At 41.9% G+C, this 25,462-nt stretch carries 23 protein-coding genes; all 23 read right to left on the reverse strand.

Features of this window, described 5'->3' with window-relative positions; all coding sequences use genetic code 11:
* Positions 1-290: 290 nt before the first annotated feature.
* The 23 genes from lysS to spoIIE all read right to left on the reverse strand — a co-directional run bounded on the left by lysS (position 291) and on the right by spoIIE (position 25,434).
* Positions 291-1,802 (reverse strand): lysine--tRNA ligase, encoded by a 1,512-nt coding sequence (gene lysS, locus AC1D69_RS22640; protein WP_495458397.1) that lies wholly within the window; start codon positions 1,800-1,802, stop codon positions 291-293.
* A 245-nt stretch (positions 1,803-2,047) separates the two neighbouring features.
* Positions 2,048-2,524 (reverse strand): transcription elongation factor GreA, encoded by a 477-nt coding sequence (gene greA / locus AC1D69_RS22645; protein WP_495458398.1) that lies wholly within the window; start codon positions 2,522-2,524, stop codon positions 2,048-2,050.
* Between the two features lie 191 nt (positions 2,525-2,715).
* Positions 2,716-3,738 (reverse strand): tRNA dihydrouridine synthase DusB, encoded by a 1,023-nt coding sequence (gene dusB / locus AC1D69_RS22650; RefSeq protein WP_495458399.1) that lies wholly within the window; start codon positions 3,736-3,738, stop codon positions 2,716-2,718.
* A gap of 191 nt (positions 3,739-3,929) precedes the next feature.
* On the reverse strand, positions 3,930-4,139 hold the full coding sequence (locus tag AC1D69_RS22655) for a helix-turn-helix domain-containing protein (RefSeq protein ID WP_495458400.1): 210 nt from the start codon (positions 4,137-4,139) through the stop codon (positions 3,930-3,932).
* Complete coding sequence (folK, locus tag AC1D69_RS22660) at positions 4,091-4,639, reverse strand: 2-amino-4-hydroxy-6-hydroxymethyldihydropteridine diphosphokinase (protein WP_495458459.1); 549 nt, start codon at positions 4,637-4,639, stop codon at positions 4,091-4,093. The genes AC1D69_RS22655 and folK overlap by 49 nt, the downstream gene beginning before the upstream one ends.
* A gap of 9 nt (positions 4,640-4,648) precedes the next feature.
* Complete coding sequence (gene folB, locus AC1D69_RS22665; RefSeq protein ID WP_495458401.1) at positions 4,649-5,011, reverse strand: dihydroneopterin aldolase; 363 nt, start codon at positions 5,009-5,011, stop codon at positions 4,649-4,651.
* 45 nt (positions 5,012-5,056) lie between these two features.
* A complete protein-coding gene (folP, locus tag AC1D69_RS22670; protein WP_495458402.1) occupies positions 5,057-5,908 on the reverse strand; it encodes a dihydropteroate synthase in 852 nt (283 codons plus the stop codon).
* Positions 5,905-6,792 carry an aminotransferase class IV gene (locus AC1D69_RS22675; RefSeq protein ID WP_495458403.1) on the reverse strand — a complete coding sequence of 296 codons (888 nt, stop codon included), beginning with the start codon at positions 6,790-6,792 and terminating at the stop codon, positions 5,905-5,907. The genes folP and AC1D69_RS22675 overlap by 4 nt, the downstream gene beginning before the upstream one ends.
* Positions 6,789-7,370: an aminodeoxychorismate/anthranilate synthase component II gene (gene pabA / locus AC1D69_RS22680; RefSeq protein WP_495458404.1), complete on the reverse strand. Its 582-nt coding sequence runs from the start codon at positions 7,368-7,370 to the stop codon at positions 6,789-6,791. The genes AC1D69_RS22675 and pabA overlap by 4 nt, the downstream gene beginning before the upstream one ends.
* Positions 7,371-7,470: 100 nt before the next feature.
* Positions 7,471-9,039, reverse strand: coding sequence for an anthranilate synthase component I family protein (locus tag AC1D69_RS22685; RefSeq protein WP_495458405.1), 1,569 nt, complete (start codon positions 9,037-9,039; stop codon positions 7,471-7,473).
* Between the two features lie 370 nt (positions 9,040-9,409).
* The gene (gene cysK, locus AC1D69_RS22690) at positions 9,410-10,348 is read right to left on the reverse strand and encodes a cysteine synthase A (protein ID WP_495458406.1); all 939 of its coding nucleotides are present in this window, start codon (positions 10,346-10,348) and stop codon (positions 9,410-9,412) included.
* Positions 10,349-10,626: 278 nt separating this feature from the next.
* Positions 10,627-11,568 (reverse strand): peptidyl-prolyl cis-trans isomerase, encoded by a 942-nt coding sequence (locus tag AC1D69_RS22695; RefSeq protein WP_495458407.1) that lies wholly within the window; start codon positions 11,566-11,568, stop codon positions 10,627-10,629.
* A gap of 8 nt (positions 11,569-11,576) precedes the next feature.
* Positions 11,577-12,461: an Hsp33 family molecular chaperone HslO gene (hslO, locus tag AC1D69_RS22700; RefSeq protein ID WP_495458408.1), complete on the reverse strand. Its 885-nt coding sequence runs from the start codon at positions 12,459-12,461 to the stop codon at positions 11,577-11,579.
* A gap of 75 nt (positions 12,462-12,536) precedes the next feature.
* Positions 12,537-13,304, reverse strand: a complete 768-nt coding sequence (locus tag AC1D69_RS22705) for a type III pantothenate kinase (protein WP_495458409.1) — start codon at positions 13,302-13,304, stop codon at positions 12,537-12,539.
* On the reverse strand, positions 13,301-14,176 hold the full coding sequence (nadC, locus tag AC1D69_RS22710) for a carboxylating nicotinate-nucleotide diphosphorylase (protein ID WP_495458410.1): 876 nt from the start codon (positions 14,174-14,176) through the stop codon (positions 13,301-13,303). Before nadC ends, AC1D69_RS22705 begins: the two co-directional genes overlap by 4 nt.
* Positions 14,166-15,782, reverse strand: a complete 1,617-nt coding sequence (locus tag AC1D69_RS22715) for an L-aspartate oxidase (protein WP_495458411.1) — start codon at positions 15,780-15,782, stop codon at positions 14,166-14,168. The genes nadC and AC1D69_RS22715 overlap by 11 nt, the downstream gene beginning before the upstream one ends.
* A gap of 39 nt (positions 15,783-15,821) precedes the next feature.
* The gene (gene nadA, locus AC1D69_RS22720; protein WP_495458412.1) at positions 15,822-16,760 is read right to left on the reverse strand and encodes a quinolinate synthase NadA; all 939 of its coding nucleotides are present in this window, start codon (positions 16,758-16,760) and stop codon (positions 15,822-15,824) included.
* Between the two features lie 237 nt (positions 16,761-16,997).
* Positions 16,998-19,073, reverse strand: a complete 2,076-nt coding sequence (ftsH, locus tag AC1D69_RS22725) for an ATP-dependent zinc metalloprotease FtsH (RefSeq protein ID WP_495458413.1) — start codon at positions 19,071-19,073, stop codon at positions 16,998-17,000.
* A gap of 112 nt (positions 19,074-19,185) precedes the next feature.
* Entirely contained in the window at positions 19,186-19,725 is a 540-nt protein-coding gene (gene hpt / locus AC1D69_RS22730) for a hypoxanthine phosphoribosyltransferase (RefSeq protein ID WP_495458414.1), read from the reverse strand.
* 69 nt (positions 19,726-19,794) lie between these two features.
* Positions 19,795-21,216 (reverse strand): tRNA lysidine(34) synthetase TilS, encoded by a 1,422-nt coding sequence (gene tilS, locus AC1D69_RS22735; protein WP_495458415.1) that lies wholly within the window; start codon positions 21,214-21,216, stop codon positions 19,795-19,797.
* Between the two features lie 40 nt (positions 21,217-21,256).
* Positions 21,257-22,207, reverse strand: coding sequence for a protein kinase domain-containing protein (locus tag AC1D69_RS22740; RefSeq protein ID WP_495458460.1), 951 nt, complete (start codon positions 22,205-22,207; stop codon positions 21,257-21,259).
* Entirely contained in the window at positions 22,191-22,931 is a 741-nt protein-coding gene (locus tag AC1D69_RS22745; RefSeq protein WP_495458416.1) for a vWA domain-containing protein, read from the reverse strand. Before AC1D69_RS22745 ends, AC1D69_RS22740 begins: the two co-directional genes overlap by 17 nt.
* 82 nt (positions 22,932-23,013) lie before the next feature.
* On the reverse strand, positions 23,014-25,434 hold the full coding sequence (gene spoIIE / locus AC1D69_RS22750; protein ID WP_495458461.1) for a stage II sporulation protein E: 2,421 nt from the start codon (positions 25,432-25,434) through the stop codon (positions 23,014-23,016).
* Between the last annotated feature and the right edge of the window lie 28 nt (positions 25,435-25,462).

The following is a 25,462-nucleotide window of genomic DNA, read 5'->3' on the forward strand; positions in this document are numbered from 1 at the left end:
AGTTGTTCTCGGCGACAACTTCTATATCATATCATGTCCGGTTCGTTTATGCAAGCTTTATTTTCGTTTACGTTTCATTTGAGTTTGGCTTGCCGATTCAATAAATGTATTATTTATTGGCCGGACTAATAATATATCATGTACGAATAATGATTGCAACACTTTTTTAATGATTAAATTTTATATATTTCAATCTTCACTTTAAACAAGAATCCGGCTTAATCTCCAATAAGGAAACTAAGCCGGAACTTGTATCTATTTACTTTGATAAACCAATGACTGAGTCGTTCTTATTTTTCCTTTTGTGTACGCATATGAGGGAAAAGAAGAACGTCACGAATAGATGCTGAATTGGTAAGTAACATTACTAATCGATCTATACCAATACCAAGTCCACCTGTTGGTGGCATACCATATTCCAGTGCACGGATAAAGTCATCATCCATTTCATGTGCTTCATCATTACCTTGTTCACGTTCCACCAGTTGCGATTCAAAACGTTGACGTTGATCAATCGGATCATTCAACTCCGTAAATGCATTCGCATGTTCTCTTGCAACAACAAATAACTCAAACCGATCTGTAAAGCGTGGATCTTCTTCGTTACGCTTCGCAAGCGGCGAGATCTCTACAGGATGTCCAGTAATAAATGTTGGTTGAATTAAAGTCTCTTCTACGAACTGTTCAAAGAAAGCATTTAAGATATGACCAAACTTATTATGTGCTTCCACAGGAACCTTGTGTTCTTTTGCCAAATTACGTGCTTCTTCATCTGTCATATGAACACTAAAGTCTACACCCGTTACTTCCTTGACAGCATCAACCATAGATACTCGACGCCATGATGGTGTTAAATCGACTTCTACACCTTGATAGTCAATAACTGTTGTACCCAGAACTTCTTTAGCTATATGAGCGACCATTGTTTCAGTCAAATTCATGATATCTTTATAGTCCGCATAAGCCTCATACAGTTCTATCATCGTAAATTCCGGATTGTGACGAGTCGAAATACCTTCATTTCGATACACACGTCCAATTTCGTACACCTTTTCAAGTCCACCAACGATTAGACGTTTCAAGTGAAGCTCTATTGCAATACGCATATATAGATCCATATCAAGTGCATTGTGATGTGTTGTAAAAGGTTTCGCAGCAGCACCACCAGCGATGGAGTGCAATGTAGGTGTCTCCACTTCCAAATATCCGAGTGAATCTAAGTAACGACGCATGGATTGAATAATTTTTGAACGCATTATGAATGTCTGTTGTACTTCTGGATTAATCATCAGATCAACATAACGTTGACGGTAACGAAGCTCAACATCCTTAAGACCATGGTATTTATCAGGTAGTGGGTAAAGTGACTTAGAAAGAATCTCTACATCATCAACTTTGATTGTTGTTTCTCCAGTCTTTGTTTTAAACATAAGACCTGTTACACCAATAATGTCTCCTAGATCAAGTAAGCGGAATGCGCTAAATTTCACTTCAGGAACAGAATCCTGACGCACATATATTTGTATTTTTCCACTTAGGTCCTGAATTTGAGCAAAAATAGCCTTACCCATGCCACGTTTAGCCATAATACGGCCTGCAACACTAACCGGAACTGCCATTTCTTCTAATTCATCATGAGTAAACGGATCATACTTTGATACAAGTTCGCCTGCATTATGTGTTCTGTCGTATTTTTTACCAAATGGATCTATACCCATTCCGCGTAGCTCGTCCAATTTGTTGCGACGAATCTGTAGCAATTCACTGAGTTCGTTCTCCTGATTGATTATCTCTTCCGACATGCAACTTCATCTCCTTAGTATCCCTTGCGATTTAACCATTGTGCTTCTTAACTACTTAACTTATCAAAGGTATGTCATCTGTCATTTATATATATTCAAGAGAAACACCATCACCAGCCTTATAAGGCGGTGGTATCTGCTCTGTGAGAAATATAGTTAAAAAGGGTGAAACTTACATCTTACTTATATCTTTAAAAAAGGCTTCCCATTAGGAAGCCTTTTAAACAATCTTCACTCATTATACCTTACTTTTTAATATCAATAATCTTATATTGAATAACACCTGCTGGAACAGTAACATCAACAATGGCACCCCGTTGTTTACCAAGAATGGCTTTACCTACCGGGCTTTCATTCGATATTTTGTTGTTTAGCGGATCAGACTCAGCTGTACCTACAATTAGGTACTCCACTGTATCTCCAAACTCTACATCTTCTACAGTCACCGTAGCACCTACACCTACAGAGTCCGTATTAATGTCGTCATTGTTAATAATGCGAGCATTACGTAACAACTTCTCAAGAGTAATAACGCGCCCTTCAATAAAAGCTTGTTCATTCTTGGCATCTTCATATTCGGAGTTCTCGCTAATATCGCCATAACCAATGGCAACTTTTATCCGTTCCGCAACCTCACGGCGTTTCACGGATTTGAGATGCTCCAGCTCATCCTCTAACTTCTTGAGACCTTCTTGTGTAAGAATGACTTCTTTATCGCCCATTAACCGATTCTCCTGTCATGTGAATAATTTAGAAAGATTACCTATACTTATGAAAACCACTATATGCAAATCTTGAGGAATCAGAACAATCCTCTGCTGTCGAGATTAACCATTGAGTCGAATTTATACTGAAAAAGTATATGGTAACCATTTCAAAAAGTCAATGCAGTTCCCTCGCATGCTATTTCCAATTACTGAACAGAAGCTATCACAGCAGATAAATCGTCATTTGTCTCTTCTTCTTTATCCAATCCTGCGACGAAATCTTCAAGAATTTTCACCATTTCATCTCGTCTGGTCTCTTCCATGATTTCGTCTTTAATTCGAGCAGAACCTCTTAAGCCCTTCAAATACCATGCTAGGTGTTTACGCATTTCACGAACAGCTATGTGCTCACCTCTCATTGCAACCAAGCGATCCATGTGAAGGATAGCAATTTTAATTTTCTCTTCAGCACTTGGATCCGCAACAAGTTCTCCTGTCTGCAAATACTGAATCGTACGGTATAACATCCAAGGATTACCTAGCGCCCCTCGACCAATCATAACGCCATCGCATCCAGTCAACTCCAACATCCGACGCGCATCCTCGGGTGTAACAACATCCCCGTTACCAATAACAGGTATGCCAACAGATTGTTTGACTTCTTTAATAATATTCCAGTCTGCTTGACCCGTATAAAGTTGTTCTCTTGTTCTACCATGCACACTAACTGCTTTGCCACCAGCACGTTCGACCGCCTTGGCATTCTCTATAGCGTAGATATGATCACTATCCCAACCTGTACGCATCTTTACAGTGACAGGCTTGTCTACAGCATCTACAACAGCAGACACCATTTCATAAATTTTATTCGGATCAAGAAGCCAACGAGCGCCTGCATCAACTTTGGTCACTTTCGGAGCAGGACACCCCATATTAATATCAATGATATCAGCGTTTGTCTCACGATCTACAACTTTGGCTGCTTCAATAAGAGAGTTCCGGTCTCCCCCAAATATCTGTAAACTTAGTGGCTTCTCACGTTCATCAACAAAAAGCATTTCTTGCGTACGTTTATTACCATGGACGATAGCTTTACCACTGACCATTTCTGCACACACCAAGCCCGCTCCAAACTCCTTCGCAATCAAACGAAATGCGGGGTTACATACACCCGCCATAGGAGCAAGCACGACTTGGTTCTTCATTTCAATATCGCCTATCTTAAGCATGTGATAATCACCTCCAAGTTTTTATTAGCGCTACTTCCTTGATGTACTTCGATAAAAACTAGCAGCGAAAGCATAATCTTAAGTTTTTATTAGCGCTACTTCCTTGATGCACTTCGATAAAAACCAGCATCGAAAGCATATTCTTAAGTTTTTATAGCACCCATTCTTAATTTCATATAATTATTTCTTATCTAATAAGATATATTCATTAGCTCAGGAATTGAAATTTCCAATACCTCTGCAATTTTATTTAAAATTTGATCTTCTACGTGACGATTACCTCGTTCAATTTCTCCTAAAACGGCAAGTGATATCCCCATCTTAGAAGCTAGTTCTTGTTGGGTATATCCCTTTAGTTTTCTGAAAGCTCGGATTCGGGCTGCCAGTTGCAAGTTCTCCATTGTTGTATCCCTTCCTTTCCGGTCAGTCTCTCAAGTGCTGTCTTAATTACAATATATAAACCAGAATTTTCATCACAGGGTACAATATCATGCATAGGAACAAGGACAAATGCTCGATCCTCCATCCGAGGGTGAGGCAGAATGAGCTCTAGCGTATTCTCAATCTTCCCTTCCATCCATAGAAGATCCAAATCTACCGTACGTGGTCCCCAATGAATATGACGCACGCGGCCAAGTTCTTGTTCAATCCCCTGCATGACTTTCAGAAGAACGTGAGGAGCTAGATCTGTGCTTACAGCTACCACCATATTAAGAAAGTAAGGTTGGTCTATATAGCCAACAGGCTCTGTCTCATATAGATCTGAACATCGGAGTACATGAATCTGTGGATGTGCATGAAGACGAGTTATAGCCTCCAGCAAGGTTCCTTCACGGTCACCTAAATTAGCCCCTAATGCAATATAAGCCTCTGATGACTCAGAGGTGGAATGTAACTTCATCATTAACTCTCACTTTCTTGTTCTGAACAGCTCCACCGTAACCCCTTGAAAATGGATGTCAAATGGGGGATGCGGTTTGGTCACTTTGACCGTTAAGGCATTGATACTAGTATAAGTGTCTAATAACGAGTATGCAATATTTTCTCCTAAAGCTTCGATTAATTGGAACGATTTGGTCTCTACGATATCTTTTACAAGATAATGAATCTCTGCGTAATTTACGGTTTTTGTTAAATCGTCTTGTTCTCCCGCATCCCGGAGGTCCATTTGCAGTTCTAGATCAATATAGTAACGTTGCCCGAGTTTTCTTTCTTCTTCAAAAACACCATGATATCCGTAATACTCCATGCGGTGTAATACCATTTTATCCATTTTTCATTACCACCTATCTACATACACGCTATTTTTAAAACCACATTATTCTCTACGAATGGATCCATATACCATCGCATCGCACATCTGAACTGTTCTCTTTATAGAAGATACATCATGAACTCTTACAATTTGACAGCCTTGTGCAATACCGAAGGCTACCGTTGCTGCTGTTCCTTCAATGACATCATCTACAGGTAGATTCAATGCCGTCCGAATAAATTTCTTGCGAGAGGTAGCGAGTAACACTGGATATCCTAGTTGAACTAGCGCATCAAGCTCTACCATTACGCGCATGTTCTCAACGTAATCTTTTGCAAAACCAATACCAGGATCCAGAATGATATTTTCCCTTTTCACACCTGCTTGAAGCGCTAATTGAACACTTTCTTGCAAATCCTCAATCATGTTGTCAATAAGACTGTTATAGTTTCGATCATGGCGGTTATGCATCAGAATAATAGGAACCGAAAGTTCTGCCGCTGTAGATAACATTTGAGGATCGCCAATCCCCCTCCAAATATCGTTAATAAAATGGGCTCCAGCCTTAATAGCTTGGCGTGCTACTTCTGCTTTGTACGTATCTATGGAGAGAGGGATGTGGGGAGCTACGCGATGAATAGCTTCAATGACAGGGATAACCCGAGCCAATTCTTCTTCCATACCAACTTGTTCAAAACCAGGTCGCGTCGATTCCCCACCAATATCAATGATATCCGCGCCGTCCTCTATCATTTGAAGGGCATGTTGCGCAGCTAGCTCCGTATCTGTAAATTGGCCACCATCAGAGAAGGAATCCGGTGTGACATTTAATATACCCATAATAAGGGTGGAATGGCCCAGACTTAACTCCATTTCCCCTTGAGTATAAGTACGTTCATGAATTGTTATAATCATTTGGTAATGCCTGCTTTCTCTCGATATAATTGCAACAGTCTAGTTGTTATGGGTCCAGCGGTACCCTTTCCTACTGTAATGCAAGAGCCATCCTCCAATAGAAGTGTAGTTATAGGTATTAGCTCCTGAATAGAGCTAGTCATCCATACTTCCTCGGCCTTCACCAAATCTGCCCAAGTATACCAGCCTTCTTCACAGGGCAGACCTTGTTCAATGGAGAGTTCCATTACAAGTCCTCTAGTAATTCCAGGTAAAATGCCCGTATTCACATGAGGTGTGTAGATGGATCCCTTTTGAACGAAGAATAGGTTACTCACAATCCCCTCAGCAACATAATCCTGTCCATCCAGCATGAGCCCCTCAGCCTGATTTCTTGATGCTTTAGGGTAGGACATTAGCTCCCGCTTCGCTAAAATATTATTCATGTAGTGTAGCGACTTAAATCGGACGGTTCCCTCAGGGGTATTACGACGTGTGTATAATCTTTGTAATCCTTTGCCGTTCTGATAAAGGTCAGAATTCACTTGGGGTAGTTCTTTTACGATAAGAAAGTGATTTGGACTGAGATAATCTGTGGTAGGTAACCCCAGTACATTTTCACCCGCACTAACCGTATATCGAATATAAGCCTCGGCTAATCCATTAGCCACCATAACATTGGTTATCCATGTAGAGGTAGCCTCTAGATCGATCTCATATTGTATTCCTAGCGCCAAACAACCTTCAGCAAGCCTTTTAAGATGTTTGTCCAACAAAAAGGGTACACCCTTGTAGGTGCGAAAGGTCTCGAACAGTCCCATCCCATACAGAAATCCATGGTCCATGACTGATACCCGCGCGTTCGGCTCATCTACAACACCAAAATTTAATCCTATATAGTTCATATTTTTTTTAGTTGAGATTGCTTCAAAAAGTTCCGTAACATCTGATGTCCATGATCGGTAATGATAGATTCGGGATGGAATTGCACACCTTCGATTGGATAATCCTTGTGACGAAGTCCCATGATTTCTCCTTCTTCCGTCTCAGCCGTAATCTCCAAACACTCCGGTAAGCTCTCCCGCTCTACTAGCAATGAATGGTATCTAGTTGCCGTGAACGGTGAGGGTAGCCCTTCAAAGACGGAAGTTCCGTGATGATGAATCGGAGATGTTTTACCATGCATTAGACGTTCTGCACGTATAACCTTCCCTCCAAAAGCTTGACCAATCGCTTGATGTCCCAAACATACGCCAAAGATTGGAATGATCCCCTTGAATGTGGTTATAACTTCAAGACTAATTCCTGCTTCATTTGGTGTACAAGGCCCTGGAGAGATCAAGATATGATCTGGTGTAAGTTCCTTAATCCCTGAAATATCGATCTCATCATTGCGATATACCTTTACTTCCTCACCTAATTCACCTAAATACTGAACCAAGTTATACGTAAAAGAATCATAGTTATCGAGTACTAATATCATAAGAACATCCCCCTCGTACGCTGCTATATAAACTGAACTACAGAAGTGCTGACAACCGCTCTCCGAACCAACGTGACAACAATGCTCTCTCTAGTTCATTCTATCTACTTACGGCTGCTTCTTCTTCGCTGCATAACACTGCCTTTATCATTGCCTTAGCTTTATTATGGCACTCGCGATATTCACGATAAGGATCAGAGTCAACGACAATACCTGCTCCTGCTTGAATATATCCTTTGCCGTCCAGCACAGCCAATGTTCGTATAATAATATTTAATTCCATATTACCATTATAGTCAATCCAGCCCATAGACCCCGTATAGGGACCCCTACGAACAGGCTCAAGTTCATCAATAATTTCCATCGTTCTAATCTTTGGAGCGCCCGTAATTGTTCCTCCCGGGAAAAGAGCTGTAATGACCTCATATGTACTTTTTCCAGGCCTCAAGCTGCCTTCTACTTGGGACACAAGGTGCATCACATGTGAATAGTATTCGATTGTCATAAGTTCAGGAACGTGTACTGAACCATAGGCTGCTATGCGGCCAATATCATTTCGTTCCAGATCGACTAGCATGATATGCTCTGCACGTTCTTTCTCGTTCATGTAGAGTTCAGCTGCCATCGCTGCATCTTCTTCTATGGTATTGCCTCTACGTCTTGTACCTGCGATTGGACGAGCACTCACTTGATCACCATGCACCTTTACCAACAGTTCAGGGGACCCACTAACCAAAGAGAATCCCGGTGATCTTAGTAATCCCATATAAGGAGAAGGATTTAATATGCGTAGCCACTCATATATTTGTTCAGGTGAAGAATGTAACTCTTTCTCTTGTCGAAGGGATAGATTGACTTGGAATACGTCTCCTTGTCTAATATATTCTTGAATTTTCAGCACGGCTTGCTCAAAAGACTCTTGCGAAAAATGTGCTGTCATTCCTGGCCTCTGCCCTGGAGAGGAAGCTTTCGCTATCTGCACCCGCTCTTGCTCTTCAAACTTATCCAATTCACGTAAACGGTTATTGCGCTCCGCCTCCCCGTCTGTACTCATGGAGATCCATAACTCCATCATTCCAGCGGCTCTTGCTACAGCATCCTTGTATAACGAGTCTAATGTATTAGCGCTCTTCTCATCTATCGGCATATGAACTGCACAGTATACAACCTGATCCTTATTATCATATATCCATACTTCTTCCATTCTCATCCACATGTAATCAGGAAATGTAGGCTCATCCTCTGCCGATAATGGAAGCTTCTCTAAAGAACGTACAACATCGTATCCCAGAAACCCACAGCATCCCCCCAAGAAAGGCGGATAATCCCCATTAGCCATTTGAGGTGAACGATAAGGTGCCATCCATTGCTCTAATACTTGTAAAGGAGCGCCCTCCATCGTATCTATCACACCAGAAGGGGAATGAACTACGCTCGCTTCGTTCCCTTTTCCCGTAATAACAGATACAGGATGAAGGCCTAAGTACGTATAACGCCCACTCTTACCACTCTCAAGAACTACAGCATACGGTGAAGCAGCCTCCCACGCCTGTGTCCATGAAGGAGGCAATACCCCACTCTTCATCCGTACAAGATAAGGAAGTACACTCCACCCTTCTGTTAACCATTGTTCCCACTGTGCAAGTGAAGTTAACACGTGTTTTGTCACCTTATCCCTCCTAAAGGTCTTTTTATAGCGTTACTTCTTGTCTATTCTTCGTAAAAAGACTTGCATCGGAATCATCATCTTAGTCTTTTTATAGCGTTACCTACTACTTATTCTTCGTAAAAAGACTTGCTTCGGAAGCATCATCTTATTTTATAATACCATCATTACCGCGGTACTCTACTAATGGAATGTTAACTGCTTGTCAGTATACTTTAGTTATAGCTAGTTTGAAAAGAAATTTTGGTCACATGTTACAAGCAGAATCGGTGATTATGAATGGAAACTATAAATCTTTGTATTTCAAAAGACCCCATTGTCCTTAACAGCACAATAGGGTCTCACATTGAGTTTATTCAATTAGATTATACGATTATCCCTCGAAATTATACAATGGTGTGCTAAGGTATCGTTCACCGTTACTAGGAATAATAACAACAATGCGCTTACCCTTACCTAGTTGTTTAGCTACTTTAAGAGCAGCAGATACAGCGGCACCCGAGGAAATTCCAGATAGAATCCCTTCTTCTGTCGCAACCCGACGTGCTACTTCAAACGCTTCGTCGTTCTCAACGTGAATGATTTCATCATAGATATCTCGGTTCAGAATTTCAGGAATGAAGTTAGCTCCTAATCCCTGAATCTTATGAGGACCTGGTTTACCGCCCGCTAAGATTGGCGAAGCAGCAGGTTCTACAGCATAGATTTTAATGTCTGGATATTGTTTTTTCAACACTTCACCAGCACCAGAGATTGTTCCACCCGTACCAATTCCAGCAATAAATGCATCTAACGTACCACCGATCGACTCAATCGCTTCAACGATTTCAGGCCCTGTCGTTTCACGGTGAATTTTCACATTCGCTTGATTCTTGAATTGCTCTGCCATGAAATACCCAGGGTTTTCTCTTACAATGGTTTCAGCTTTTGTTACAGCTCCATTCATACCTTCCGAACCTGGAGTCAGAACAAGCTCAGCGCCATATGCGCGCAATAAATTGCGACGCTCCAAACTCATAGTCTCTGGCATAACGATAACTGCCTTGTACCCCTTAGCAGCAGCAACCATTGCTAACCCAATTCCAGTATTCCCACTAGTTGCTTCTACAATCGTTCCACCCGGTTTAAGAGTTCCATCTTTCTCAGCTTCTTCAACGATACTGATCGCAATACGATCTTTAACACTTGATCCTGGGTTCTGGTACTCAAGTTTAAGATAGATTTCTGCGCTATCATCAGAAACTAGACGGTTCAAACGGACAAGCGGTGTTTCTCCAATTAAATCAGTTACACTATTAACGACCTTTGCCATGAATAAAGACCTCCTAGAATAATGGTTAACTATACTAATAATATGCTAAATATAATTCATCTAGTTGTATGATAAGGAAACCGTGACGGATAGCCTAACCATCATTGTCTATGTTTCCCGATATATCCGAGTGTTTCAGTTGGTTTTTGTATTCCCATCTTATCAAAACTCTACATCCCTTGTCAATATCGAGCAACCAAAAAAAGGATACTTCGCTGGCAACATCCACAAGCCATTTATCAAAGTATCCCCATGTTACCCGCAATTTTATTGACACATTATAGACCACTAGTAGCCACTATTCTAACATCGTATTTATCTCTAAGTATCTTCTCTAACTCGGTAAGTGGCGCGGCTTCATTTAATGCAAGCAATTTATGGATAGATTTACGAATGGTAGCTGTATCCTCTTGTTCTCCCTCAATAATGTCTGTTAGTTGGATCACAACGTAATCTTCGTCCCAACGGAAGGGCCCAGCGATATCATTAATTTGAAGTGCATCCACTGCATCCAGCATTTCCTGAGGTAAGAAGGGATCATCCGATTCTACTGTTCCAATCCTTCCGCCCTTATTACGACTACTTTCATCTGTTGAATATTCACTTGCCACTTCTGTGAAATCGGAGCCTTGTTCGAGCTGATTCAATACATCCTCAGCTTTTCCTTGGCTGGAAACCTTAATAGCCGAAAGTTGGAACTGTTTACGAGGCTCAAATTGATCCTTGTTCTCTTCGAAATAGCTATCAATCTGCTCCTCTGAGATATCAATACCAGAGATGGCAATTTGCTCTAAGGTTAATTTATATTTCATCTCGGACTCCACATCTTCAGGTGAAAGGCCTAATTGTGTCTCCATCTCATGATAATAAGCTTCTTCGGAGTCGTATCCCCTCATATCTTTCTTTACTTGAGTAGTGACCTCTTCGGATGAGATATAAATACCTAATTTTTCTGCTTCCTCAAATACCGCTTTACGGTTTAATAAATGAATAAGTACTTCCTGCCCGTACTTTTGCTTCAATTCTTGTTCCCATTCGCCATTGAGAATCGGCTCATTATTAAAATAGGCTACCGCTATGTCTCCTACTTCCATTGAGTGATTCTGATCTATGGGTCCAAGACCACGAAGTAGAATGAGACAAATCGTGGAAAGGAGCATAATGACTAATATGGCATTGGCAATCCAAAGCGTCCTTTCCCTTCTCCTAATCTTCATCATCCATACCGTTAATTCAAGGTCTGTTTCAGAATTTGTTGAAGTTCCACTTTGTCGAAAGAGTACGCTTCATTACAGAAATGACATACGACCTCTGCCTGACCATCTTCCTCAATGATTTGTTCGATTTCAGATTGACCTAGACTAATAAGTGTCTTTTCAACCCGTTCCTTTGAACATTGACAGTGAAAGTGAAGATCCATTTCATCTAATACTTCCGCATCTGGTAGCAGCCGGTGAAGCATTTCCTCCAAGTCCATCCCTTGATCCATTAATGATGTGATTGGGGGAAGACCACTAACCGCTTTGTCAATAGCTGTAATCTCATCATCAGTTAATCCCGGCATGAGCTGAATGATGAATCCACCTGCTTCCATAACCGCATTATCTGTTCCTACTAGTACGCCTAAACCTACTGCCGAAGGTGTCTGTTCTGAAACTGCGAAATAATAGGTTATATCTTCAGCAATCTCACCCGAAATAATCGGAGTACTACCTGTATAGATATCTTTTAACCCCTGATCCTTAGCCACATTCACAAAACCTGTACGTCCCACAGCTCCTGCAACGTCCAGTTTACCTAGACTATTACTTGGTAAATGAACATGTGGATTCGTTACGTACCCACTGACCTCTCCTCGTGCATTAGCTTCTGCAACAACTTGACCGATCGGGCCATCACCCTTGATTTGAACATTTATTTTTTCTTTACCTTTAAGCATGGCACCCATCATAGCTGCCGCTGTCAGTGTCCGACCCATTGCTGCTGTAGCCGTTGGCCATGTATCGTGTCTTTGACGAAGCTCTTCTACTAGACTTGTTGTGCGCACCACTAAGGCACGCACATGGCCATTCATGGCTGTGCCTCGGATTAATCTGTCTTTTTTGTGATCCATGTTCTTATGGCCTCCTGTCTGTGTTTTGTTGCTAAATCATAAATATATATTATTTCTTACCCACTTATAAGCCTGTTATTGATTACGTTCGTAAATTAAACGAAGGCCCTCGAGCGTAAGCATAGAATTGATCTCCTGGATACATCTCGTCTCGCTTGCGATTAACTCAGCTAATCCGCCTGTTGCAACGACCTTCAGATCCGGAGCTTCCATCTCCAATTTGATACGTTCAACAATACCATCCACTTGGCCGGCATATCCAAAAATAATCCCTGCCTGCATAGCATGAATGGTGTTACGACCGATGACCTTCTTAGGCTTCTCTAATTCAATTCGTGGCAGTTTAGATGCTCGTTGATATAAGGCTTCCGTTGCTATCCCTATACCAGGGACAATGGCTCCCCCAAGATAGTTACCCTTATCATCAATACAGTCAAATGTTGTAGCTGTACCGAAATCAACAACCACTAACGGACCTTTATATTGATTTACAGCAGCCACAGCGTTAACGATCCGATCGGCGCCGATTTCACGCGGATTCTCGTAACGTAAATTCAACCCAGTCTTAATGCCAGGCCCAACCACTAATGGCGTTTTATGAAGGAATTTCTGACACATTTCTTCAAAAACATTAACTAGAGGTGGAACGACAGACGATATGATAACACCCTCAATATCCTTGACAGAAATATCAGACATCCGAAATAAATTAAAGATCATGACTCCGTACTCATCTATTGTAGATTGGCGAGTAGTACTAAGTCGGAAGTGATAAGCCAGTTCACGATTCTGATAAATCCCTAATACGATATTGGTATTTCCTATGTCTACAACAAGAATCATGAAATCTGGCCCTCCTTCTTAGCATTCAGATCTAAACTAATATCTAGGCTTTCAAAAGAATAGGTAAGCTGTCCGACCGATATGATATCGACTCCACATTCAGCAATTCCCCTAATTGTACTTAAAGATACGTTTCCCGATGCCTCTATTTTGACATGAGGGACTTGGTCTCGGATCAATTCAACAGCCTGCTGCATGAGACTATGGCTCATATTATCAAGCATGATAATATCAGCTCCAGCCTGAATCGCTTCATTTACTTGCTCCAGATTCTCTGCCTCTACTTCAATAGTCATCGTATGTGGAATATGAGCCCGAGCGCGACTCACTGCTTGTGTAATACCACCAGCACCCTTGATATGGTTATCTTTAATCATAACTGCGTCATATAAACCGAAACGATGATTCGCACCACCACCTACTCGTACAGCGTACTTCTCAAGCATACGATGTCCAGGTGTTGTTTTACGTGTGTCTACGAGTCGTGTTGGTAACCCCTCTAGCGTATCCATAAATTGATGTGTCTTCGTTGCAATACCCGATAAACGTTGCAACAAATTAAGAGCAAGGCGCTCTCCTGTTAGGATGCTATGTGTACTTCCCTCAACGACGGCAAGCACAGTTCCCTTCGTGACAGAATCCCCCTCTTGTACGTGTGAAATAAAGGAAAGTGAAGGGTCTACTATTTTAAACACTGACTCTGATACAGGAATTCCCGCTATTATTCCGTTCTCTTTCGCATGAATAATCCCTTTAGATTCATGACCTACTGGTATTGTTGAAAGAGAAGTTATATCACCTGAACCTATATCTTCTCTTAGCCAATGGCGAATTGATTCCACCAAGTCTTCATTATATCCATTAAACATCATCACTAACTTCCTCCACTATCCCATGCTCGCGTCGCTGTAACAAATGCTTACGCCAGTTCAGATCATCTCTTTCGGGGTAATCGGACCGATAGTGCGCACCCCGGCTTTCTTTACGCGCCAAGGCTGCCTGCGTAATAAGTAACGAACACGTTAGCATATTTGCAAATTCGAATTCTTCTTTCTTAAATAACGCTGACTGAAAAACAGGTAATTGACGACGTAGATCCTCAAGTCCCTTCGTTAACAAATCTTGATCACGACGTAGACCGACATAGCGAACCATAACCTTCTGCAACTTCAATCGTCTCTCTATCATCGCTTGCATAGGAACGTCTACCCGATTATAGTCTACCACGAGTGAGCCTTCTGACCAATGTAATGGAGGAAGTTCCCGAATCCGATTCACAATCCGGCGACCAAATACGATCGCTTCTGATAACGAGTTACTTGCCAAACGATTAGCACCATGAACTCCAGTCGAGGAAGCTTCCCCACATGCAAACAATCGAGAAATGCTACTTTCTCCACTCTGATCGGTCTGAACACCACCCATCATATAATGTGCAGCTGGTGCAACAGGAATCCAATCACTTGTCATATCTAGACCATAGACCATACAAGTCTCAAAAATAGTTGGGAAACGATGCTTAATCAATTCTGACGTTTCATGTGTAATATCTAAATAGACGAAGGTAGACTTCGTCTCTTCCATTTCACTAACAATGGCCCGGGCAACGATATCTCTGGGTGCAAGCTCAAGCATTTCATGGTATTTGCTCATGAAACGTTCGCCTTTAATATTACGCAGTATAGCCCCTTCTCCACGTACAGCTTCCGATATTAAAAATCGAGGAGCTCCCGGGTAACAAAGAGACGTTGGATGAAACTGAAGAAACTCCATGTCCCTAATCTTAGCTCCTGCACGATAGGCCATAGCAACTCCATCAGCTGTCGCCACATCCGGATTAGTCGTATACCGATACAGTTGACCTGTTCCTCCAGAACAAAGAATCGTGGCTTCACCTTGTACAAAAATACGTTGTCCTCTCGGACCTTGTACTAGCACACCAATACATACATTCTCTTCTGTAATAATATCCAGTACGAAATGATTGTCCCATACTTCAATATTATCATTTTCGATAACTTGCTCGGATAGTGCCCTAACAATCTCGAACCCAGTCGCATCCCCATTAGCATGTAGTATACGTCGGTGACTATGTGCACCTTCCTGTGTAAGGGCTAATTCTCCATTATCCTCATCAAATGCCGTTCCTAAACGAATAAGTTCCTTAACTCCCAAGGGTCCTTCATTCACAAGTATATCCACTGCAGCAGAAGAACAAAGACCAGCCCCCGCTAGCAGAGTATCCTGCCGGTGGAAGGCTGGTGAATCATCCCCTGATATAACAGCAGCAATTCCCCCTTGGGCATAACGGGTGTTACTTTCAAGTAAAGCACTCTTGGTAATCATTAATACTTGACGATCCTTACCAGCGTTAATGGCTGTAAATAATCCGGCAATACCCGAACCAATGACGATAACATCTGTCTTTACTTTTGGAAGAGCATCAAGATCGAAATCTACTAAATACCGTGGAATCATAACCTTGTTCACCTATCTTAAGAGAAAGAGTAGCGCATGCTACTGGACCTGTAACATGCGCTCTAGGGAAATACGTGCTTTATCGGCAATAGCAGGAGGAACATAGATCTGTGGTTTCATCGTCTCCAGACATTTCACCAATTTTTTAAGATTATTAACCTTCATATTAGGACATACTAGAAATTTAGTTGCGAAATGGAATGTCTTGTCTGGACTATCCTGTCGAAGTTGGAATCCTGTTCCATCCTCGGTACCCACAATAAATTGTTTCACATCTGATTTCTTACAATACTCCAATATTGCTGTTGTGCTTCCAACAAAATCACCTAATTCAACCACTTCTGGTCGGCATTCTGGATGAGCAACGAAGGGAGCGTCAGGGTATTTGGCTTTCATTTCATATACATCTTTAACGGTTAACATATCATGTGTATTACAATAACCTTCCCAGATGATCAACTTCTTGTCTGTGTGCTGTTGCACATAATGACCTAAGTTTTTATCAGGTACCCATATAATCTCATCCGAGTCAACGGATTGGATCACTCTGACCGCATTAGCTGAGGTACAACAAATATCTGTCTCTGCTTTAATCTCTGCAGAAGAATTAATATAAGTCACTACTTTAGCATTAGGGTGCTGTGCTTTCAGCTTCCGAAGACCATCCACATTAACCATATCGGCCATGGGGCAACCCGCCCGCTCATCAGGAATCAATACAGTCTTGTTAGGTGCGAGGATTTTGGCACTTTCGCCCATAAAGTGAACACCACAAAACACAATAACTTCAGCATCCGTTTGAGCTGCCTTTTGTGCTAGTAGAAATGAGTCTCCACGGAAATCTGCAACTTCTTGTATTTCATCACGCTGATAGTAATGAGCCAAAATAATAGCATTCCGTTCCTTCTTTAAACGCATAAGCTGTTCGCGTAGTTCTCTATTTTGTTCTGCTTTACGCTCAAGTGCTAGAGCTTCCACTCTTATTTCCCCCTCTATATGTACCGTAATTTATCAATCACAGTTGTCATGTCATACTAATATATTCGTATCCTTAGTGATCGAGTCCAATAAAGGATATCCTTTGCTGTTCAACAACTAATTTACACAACGATCTTCACTCTGTCAATCAACCTGAGACAGGATATAAGAAAAAGAAACCCATATAACACCGAATGTGTTATATGGGTTTCTTGTATGATAAGAAATGCCCTTATCTTATTTGTTTTCTGGAGGTGTTCCGCCTTCATTGCCTGAATCACTTGGATCGCTAGAATCAGAATCCGGTGTATTAGGGGTAGAAGTTGTGTTTGGAATATCCCCCATTGGAGTTGAATTGTTATCATCGCTCTGTGGAAGAATGCGAACCGTAACATCACCTACTGTTTCTACTTTAGCTGTTCCTTCTTCTACAGAAGTAGCAGTTGATTTAGTATCTGCAGTAACTGGGCCTTCTGTAATAGATCCTTTGTCAATCAGCTGTTTAATCTGATCAATTTCCAGAGTTTCTCTTTCCAGGAGGGTACTTGCAATTAGGTGCATTTCCTTGGAGTGTTTAATCAACAAATCCTTACAACGTTCGTAACAATAGTTAGTGAAACTTTGCATTTCTTGATCAATTTCATACGCAATGGAATCACTGTAATTCTGCTCATGTCCAATATCACGGCCAAGGAAGACCTGACCTTGAGATGTGCCGAATTGCATAGGTCCTAGCTTGTCACTCATTCCGTATTCCATAATCATGCTACGGACAATACCTGTGGCTTGTTGAAAGTCACTATATGCACCCGTACCAATTTCACCAATGAAAATTTCTTCTGCCACACGTCCAGCAAGGAGACCTGTAACTCTATCTAACAATTCATTCTTCGTAACAAGCATGCGATCTTCCTTCGGAAGCATGATGACATATCCACCCGCACGACCACGAGGAATGATGGTAACCTTATGCACCATATCCGCATGTTCTAAGAAATATCCTGCAATTGTATGACCGGCCTCATGGTAAGCAACGATTCGTTTCTCGCGCTCACTAATGACACGACTACGTTTCTCTGTACCTACAATAACACGATCAATCGCTTCATCTACTTCGCTCATCGAGATGTCCTTACGATTACGACGGGCTGCAATCAACGCCGATTCATTAAGGAGATTCTCTAAGTCAGCTCCTGTAAATCCAGTTGTACGCTTAGCTATAACATCTAATCTAACGTCGTCAGTCAATGGCTTATTACGTGCATGTACTTTCAATACAGCCTCGCGCCCCTTCACATCTGGTCGATCAACCGTAATTTGACGGTCAAAACGTCCTGGACGTAACAATGCAGGGTCTAATATATCAGCACGGTTTGTTGCAGCAATCATAATAATACCTTCATTACCACCAAAACCGTCCATTTCTACAAGCAATTGGTTGAGTGTCTGTTCACGTTCATCATGTCCGCCACCAAGACCAGCGCCACGTTGACGACCTACAGCATCAATCTCATCAATGAAAATGATACATGGAGCATTCTTCTTCGCATTCTCAAACAAATCGCGAACACGTGAAGCACCCACACCGACAAACATTTCGACAAAGTCAGAACCTGAGATACTGAAGAAGGGTACTCCCGCTTCGCCTGCAACTGCCTTGGCTAACAATGTTTTACCTGTTCCTGGAGGACCTACTAACAGTACCCCTTTAGGAATACGTGCACCAACTGCTGCGAATTTACGAGGATCTTTCAAGAAATCAACGATCTCAACAAGTTCCTGTTTCTCTTCATCAGCACCTGCAACGTCTTCAAAGGTAACTTTCTTCTTCTCTTCATTATATAATCGGGCTTTGCTCTTGCCAAAGTTCATCACTTTGCCGCCACCGCCGCCTTGCGATTGATTGAATATGAAGAAGAAGAGGACAAACATTAGAATCAACGGAATAAATGATGAAAGCAGGGTCAACCAAATGCTTTGACCTTTCATAGGCTTCACATCAAAATCAAAGCCGTTTGTCGCACTGGCTTCAGTCACTTCATCCAATGAAAAATCAGTAGCAGGAATATAAGTCGTGAAGCTATCTGACTTCTCTGCACCTGGCGCCTTCTTATATTTACCAGTCACTAGATAGGCGTAATTATCAAATTGCGCCTCCATCTCAGCAATATTATTAGCTTTAATCTGCTGGCGTAACTCGTTATATTTAGGGGCGTCAGCGGCTTCATTACTATTGCTGAGGAATTGTACAATACCCACCACGACTAAAAATAGAATCAAATAAAAACCAGAATTACGGATGAACCGATTCATCCCCTACCTCCTCTCAAGACACTTAAGTTATTTTACCATAGCCTGTCAGGCTATCTCAATAGAGGCAACTGACAAGGAGTTATGCATGATCTTACGCCATGAAAATTCTGTACTAAGATGTGTATATTTCCGGTTTCAATACCCCGACATAGGGTAGATTCCGGTACTTCTCTGCGTAATCCAAACCATATCCGACGACAAATGCGTCAGGTATTATAAATCCTGCATAATCTGCCTGTAAATCTACCTTACGACCAGATGGTTTGTCAAATAACGTAACCACACGGGTAGATTTCGCATTCCGATTATTCAACATCTCAATTAAATGACTTAAAGTAAGTCCGCTGTCGATAATATCTTCTACAATTAATACATCCCGTCCTTCAACAGGAACATCTAGATCCTTGATGATCTTAACAATGCCAGATGATTTAGTTGCTGCTCCATAACTAGATACTGCCATGAAGTCAAGTTCGCAGTGTACGGTTATTGACTTAACCAAATCTGCCATGAAAATAAACGCGCCTTTTAGAACGCAAATGACCAAAGGATTACGATCTGCATATTCGGCACTTAACTTAGCTCCGAGTTCTGCAACTTTCTCCCGAATTTCTTCTTCGCTGATGAGTACTTCTAGTATATCATTCTGCAACTTACTGAACCCCCTACGTTAAACTATGAAAGTTTTCAACCGACCATTACTATTAACCATTTCTTGAACTTATGCATCTTCAAGAGACATATGAAGAACAGAAGTTGTATGCTGATTGACAGGTGCATGAATAGATCGCCGTAAACCCGGTATCCAAATCATGTAGTTATTACCATCCAGAATCATAGGAATTTGCGAGCGTATAGAAGGCGGTATCTTACCGTCGATAAGAATATCCTTCACTTTCTTGCTGCCGTTTAATCCCATTACCTTCATGGTATCTCCATCCTGCCTACATCGCACGGTCAAAGGAAACACAAGTTGATCGGCGTCAAATACTGCCTCATCTTCATGCAATTCTGCTCTTGACCATGACTTCTGATTTCTTGGAACTACTGTCATTCTCAAGACCTTCCCAATCTCGCCTACCATAAGTTCAGAAACAACTGTATTTAGTTGATATGTATACCTTAATCTCTGCATAAGTGGCTTAGGCTGAAATGTAATGACATCATATTCCCGTATACAGACGAATCCTCCACCTAGGTCTCGGCTCCACGTCGAAGGAGATTTCTCTGACATGCCACCACGAAGGGTTTCGATCTTGACATAATCGGCGAGCTCAGAGTCCACCGACATGTAATTTAATATTAGTTTAATCAACCTCCGTTGTAAAGCGACATGTAGCCGTGTAAAAAAAGGGACCTCAAAGGTGAACCTTCCATCGCTTGTATGTACCGATTCTTGGTACAATTTCTCAGCAGCCTGCTCCATATAATCGTCTTCGGCGGTCATCAAACTTGATAATTGGTTTAAAGCCTGTGTAATCTGTCCATTATATTGCCCTAAAAAAGGGAGTATATCCAAGCGAATCTCGTTACGTCTATACTTTGCTTCTAGATTACTTGGATCAATAGCGAACATAAACTTCTCATTCTCGCATACGTCGACCAAGTCTGTTTTGTATATACGTAGAAGCGGACGAATAAGTTCCACATTTTTTACGGTTCTATTAAATTTCATCCCAACAAGTCCCGTCGGACCGCTGCCACGTAATAAATGAAGAAGGACAGTTTCGGCTTGGTCGTCAGCATGATGACCAAGCGCGATAGAACGCGCTCCAAATTTCAGGGCTGTTCTAATAAGAAATTCATATCTCTTATCTCGTGCTGCTTCTTCTGGACCCTTTCCAGTCTGCTTTATATATGCAGGAACATCAACAGCCTCCATAACGAAAGGAATATCCAATGCGGCTGCGATGTTCTTCACCATCAGAGCCTCTTCATCAGATTCTACACGGAATCCGTGATGAACATGAGCGCATATTAGCTTTAAAGGAATATGGTGTTGTGAAATTTCATGCATAATATGCAAAAGAGCCACAGAGTCCGGACCGCCGGAGACTGCGACTATAATGGTATCGTTAGGGATCCATAGGCCCTGTTCTTCTGCAGTGCGAAGCACATGCTCTACCAAGAGGTGCATTCTCATGTCCGTATGCTCCTTTTCTGCCTTAAACGTTTGTATTCCCTTAAAATCGAACTGCCAAATAAACGACACAACACAACAATAATACCGAAAAGGTAAATGCATATCTCAACCATCGAGGTGTCCTTCTTAGGGGTTTGCTAGTAGAATGCGCAGGTTTATAAATAAGTTGCTTCCAAAGAATAGAAGCTTGATCAGACCCTTCAAACTCTCCTCGGATCGCTTTATTCAACCAGCTCGAATATGGTTTGAGTCTATGGCTTCGTTGAACTAGACCCAACAAATCTGACATGCTACGCGTCTGAGGTAGATGCTGAGAAGCAGCAGCTCTCAAGGCATCTCCATGAATCAAATGAATACACAGTACGGCAAAGGCAAATAAGTCGTACCCTTCATCACTTCCGCGAGTACCTGCGTTCCAATACCCTCTATCATACCATTCTGTAAATTGCTTCACACTTCGGCCTTTAGAACTAACACCACCGTAATCAATTAACTCGACTTCTCCGTATTCGGATACCATCACATTCTCCGGTTTTAGGTCACCGAATACGAACCCTAACTGATGTAATTCACGTAACTTCTCTAGGAGCCTTAACCCCACAATGCCAATCCACTCTTTACCACGTTTTTGGATGAACCAGTTTAACGGCCTTCCTTCTACGTAACGCATAACATAAAAAGGGATCTCTCTATGGCGTACAGAGTAATCGTCCACTTCTAACAAATAGGGACGATGTGTTACGCCTTGCTGCTTATCTTTCCGTTTCCGTTGTGTCTGTAGTGAAGTCAGAACATTGATCTCCGACTGAAGTTCCAGTGTATCATTCCCCATCTTCAAAGCAAACCGCTCCTGGTAACCGTCTTTCTGAACGAGATAAACAGTTCCATTAGCCCCGCTTCCAAGTACACGTTGGATCACAAACCGGCTGTGTTGCCATTTCCCAGTGATCACTGTACCCGTTGAATATTCGGGATTAGACGACGTTATCACCGAGTGTCCTCTCTCCCTCATCGGAATTCCTCCGCAATGCTTGATGTCCTTCTAGTGTACCATAACGAAAGAAATCAATCACCTTCATGATGGCTGGTCCCGTTGGAGTTGTCCCCCTCATTTGAATTCGATTAAACAGAGACTTTAAGCTACCAAGATCCGAAGTCCAGCTCACATTCATAATGGCATCCTCTCCACTATGTCGACCTGGATAGTGAAAAACAGCTAACTCACTAAATCCCTCCCTTGCTTGTAAGCTCAACATTAAATCACGTATAGCTTCCTCTACAGCAGCTAGCTTTGGCTTCATGCTTGCACTTGCATCAATGATCAGCGCTACTTGAATTGGTGTAGTCTCTGTCAATTCGTCAACAACCTCAACGACCTGAGAACGACGATTAGGTGGTAGGTCTTCTAGCGTTGAACCCGCCAATATATGTTTCAATTCTTTATTAACAGCTTGTTGTATCGTCTGCACAACTGTCTTACGTGTCATCATTTGCATGGTTTGAGCCAACTTCTGAGTTCCAACAATACGACTAATTCCTCCGCCGGCCTTGGCAATCTCAGAAATTTCTAAACTACCCATCTCTCCAATCGTACCGTAGTCTATTACACCTACCACGTTGACAGTTATTCCGTCTTCTAGCGCATGTGCTGCTGCTATAACTGGACTAACTCCCATATTTGAACACCCATCTGTTATCAACAAAATTTGCTTCATGATTAATCACCCTCCCAATGGCTATTTATCCTTCTCTCTATCATTTCCAAAAATGAGAGAATTCAAACAAGGAGTGTTCTTACTAACTTACAGTGCGTGGCCGTTCCATTCTCTCCAACCCAGGTACATGCAATGTAGCCCACTGTGGCTGGTATCGTTCTACCTTCCCTACGATGACTGTCATATCATCATGGATTTGGTTCTGTTGATAACATATGACCTTTTCCAATAAACAATCTGCAATATATTGAGGGTCGTCACTTTGAATTTCTTGAATAATACGCTTCATCCATAGCTCCTTATTCACGGCGTACCCCGGAGCATCATATAATCCATCCGTCATCATAATAACAATATCGTCCGGTTGAAGCTGCACGGTAACTAAATCAACTTCAATCTCCTGAATGATACCGATCGGAAGGTTACTAGCAGAGACAAGAATGACCTCATGTCCTCTTTTTATAAAACTTGGGGTTGATCCTATCTTCATAAATGTCGTCTCTGCCGTATATTGATCAATTAAAGCCATATCCACAGTTGCATATATTTCATCTGGAGATCGCAATAAGAGTATCGAATTAACAGATTTAATAGCTAACTTCTCATCCATTCCCGATTGCAGAAGTTGCTCCAATATATTAAGCGCCGTACTACTCTCTTGTCGCGCACGTTCACCATTCCCCATACCATCACTTAGCGCAACTGCAAAGGTTCCATTACCCAGCTCCACTGTGCTAAAGCTATCCCCCGAAAAAACATCTCCTCCCTTAGCAGCTCCAGCAACTCCTGTAATGATCTCAAATGTCTTGGCCGATCCGAATACTACTGTTGCCAGTCCATCACGTGTGTCAGAGGCCTTCTCCTGCATAACAGCGATATGTTCATCTAGAATATTAGAGAGAAGTGGTGCAATAATTTTGCGACATTCATCATATCCTCTCGTATAAGCATGTACAATCTCAATCTCCACTTGCCCTGAATCTAGATTAATGACATCGATTCCATGAATAGATAATCCCATCTTCTCAAGAGCCTCTCTAATCTCCTCTTCCTGTTGATACATGGCTTGTCCTTCCCGTTTAATTTCTCGTGCCAGATCATCCATGACCTGCGATACCCCAGATAATTGTTCAGACACTAAATGACGACTATCGTATATTTGACGTTTCCACTGCATATCATGTTGATAGAGATGGTACTGCTTCTTCATCACTGCAAGCACATCTCCCGTCTTATGACATACTCTATTCCAATCAGATGGAAGCTTATCTGGTGAAAGATCTGGATTCTCTTCTATAGATGTCATCATATCCGTCATATATTTATAGGTTTGATAGAATTTCGTGTCCCAACAGTGCTGGTTCTTGAAGCATCCTGCACACGTACCTTCGGTGACAGCATTCATGAAGTGATCCTTTTCCTCTGTACGCTTACTAACTTCCTCCGCACCTGACACTTGACCAAAACTTTGCGATAATTGCCTAAATACTTGTGAGAATTGGGTAACCCGATCTGCAGTCAAATCGCGGACTCGCTTCGCATATTCATGTTGAGACTTCGTATGATCCTGCGTACCTGGTACATATTTTGAGATCATGCCAATAACGGTCTTTGGTGTAAACATAAAAAGTACAATCGCTGTACAAGTCTCCCAAGTAGAGTTCAAGACATCACCCGGCCCTATGAAATAAATAGAAAGTATAGATGATCCGACGAGCATTCCAAGCGCTACCATAGCTCGGTGACCTTCGCGAAGCATGCCAGCCAACATCCCAGAAAATGCGAGAAGACTCATCTGATAGATCGCAGTAATATCTGCCAAGCTTAGAATAAGGCCTGTCACGACACCAACGGATGCCCCGAGCGATGCACCTCCTACGAGTGCGAATAACAGAATCAAGTATCGAGATAAAATATGTTCAATGGATAACGCATAGATGCTCCAACCTACTGCGCCGGTCATTACGGAAGCTAACAAAATAATTAGACACAGGACCTCTTCATTTTTAAGCTGATAGTTCTTCTTTCGATAGGTGAATACAGGAATCGCTTGGATAAATACCATCGTAAGTACAAAACTCAACACCGCATCTAAAGCTATCATGAGTAGAGCATACCAGGTTAACGATGGGCCAAGTAGAACATGGAATAGATTTACGCAAAAGGTAGATACAAATACCATTACAGGAGCATAGGATAATTCGGCATGTTCAAAGGCCTCTAATCCCTTGTGAATAAGAAAGAATATCAACAACTCTGCAGCAATGATAATCGGTATTGGATAAGGTGCAAATAAACTACCCGCGATAATAGCCACCGTGACGATCGGAAGATAGTCACGACGCATAAATACAATAACAGCAAAAAATGCTAATGCAAAAGGCGATAGTTCGTCCAATATCATGGCCTTTCCTAGTAAGAACCCCATGAATGTTAGCAACAACATCCATTTCTTTGCCGCAAAAATGTGTACTATCCGACGAACGACACTCCCCTGTGTCATTCGCGCGATCCATGAACTCGGTTGATAA

The sequence above is a fragment of the Paenibacillus sp. Y301 genome (genome assembly GCF_059445505.1).

Excerpts from the sequence above, each read along its gene's own strand:
- greA (WP_495458398.1), bottom strand. The coding sequence starts at position 2,524 with ATGGGCGATAAAGAAGTCATTCTTACACAAGAAGGTCTCAAGAAGTTA.
- spoIIE (WP_495458461.1), bottom strand. The coding sequence starts at position 25,434 with ATGACACAGGGGAGTGTCGTTCGTCGGATAGTACACATTTTTGCGGCA.
- cysK (WP_495458406.1), bottom strand. The coding sequence starts at position 10,348 with ATGGCAAAGGTCGTTAATAGTGTAACTGATTTAATTGGAGAAACACCG.
- AC1D69_RS22715 (WP_495458411.1), bottom strand. The coding sequence starts at position 15,782 with ATGATTCCACGGTATTTAGTAGATTTCGATCTTGATGCTCTTCCAAAA.
- folB (WP_495458401.1), bottom strand. The coding sequence starts at position 5,011 with ATGGATAAAATGGTATTACACCGCATGGAGTATTACGGATATCATGGT.
- hslO (WP_495458408.1), bottom strand. The coding sequence starts at position 12,461 with ATGGATCACAAAAAAGACAGATTAATCCGAGGCACAGCCATGAATGGC.
- AC1D69_RS22695 (WP_495458407.1), bottom strand. The coding sequence starts at position 11,568 with ATGATGAAGATTAGGAGAAGGGAAAGGACGCTTTGGATTGCCAATGCC.
- nadC (WP_495458410.1), bottom strand. The coding sequence starts at position 14,176 with ATGATGTTTAATGGATATAATGAAGACTTGGTGGAATCAATTCGCCAT.
- AC1D69_RS22675 (WP_495458403.1), bottom strand. The coding sequence starts at position 6,792 with ATGAACTATATAGGATTAAATTTTGGTGTTGTAGATGAGCCGAACGCG.
- AC1D69_RS22655 (WP_495458400.1), bottom strand. The coding sequence starts at position 4,139 with ATGGAGAACTTGCAACTGGCAGCCCGAATCCGAGCTTTCAGAAAACTA.
- ftsH (WP_495458413.1), bottom strand. The coding sequence starts at position 19,073 with ATGAATCGGTTCATCCGTAATTCTGGTTTTTATTTGATTCTATTTTTA.
- AC1D69_RS22745 (WP_495458416.1), bottom strand. The coding sequence starts at position 22,931 with ATGAAGCAAATTTTGTTGATAACAGATGGGTGTTCAAATATGGGAGTT.
- folK (WP_495458459.1), bottom strand. The coding sequence starts at position 4,639 with ATGAAGTTACATTCCACCTCTGAGTCATCAGAGGCTTATATTGCATTA.
- lysS (WP_495458397.1), bottom strand. The coding sequence starts at position 1,802 with ATGTCGGAAGAGATAATCAATCAGGAGAACGAACTCAGTGAATTGCTA.
- tilS (WP_495458415.1), bottom strand. The coding sequence starts at position 21,216 with ATGAGAATGCACCTCTTGGTAGAGCATGTGCTTCGCACTGCAGAAGAA.
- AC1D69_RS22705 (WP_495458409.1), bottom strand. The coding sequence starts at position 13,304 with ATGATTCTTGTTGTAGACATAGGAAATACCAATATCGTATTAGGGATT.
- dusB (WP_495458399.1), bottom strand. The coding sequence starts at position 3,738 with ATGCTTAAGATAGGCGATATTGAAATGAAGAACCAAGTCGTGCTTGCT.
- folP (WP_495458402.1), bottom strand. The coding sequence starts at position 5,908 with ATGATTATAACAATTCATGAACGTACTTATACTCAAGGGGAAATGGAG.
- pabA (WP_495458404.1), bottom strand. The coding sequence starts at position 7,370 with ATGATATTAGTACTCGATAACTATGATTCTTTTACGTATAACTTGGTT.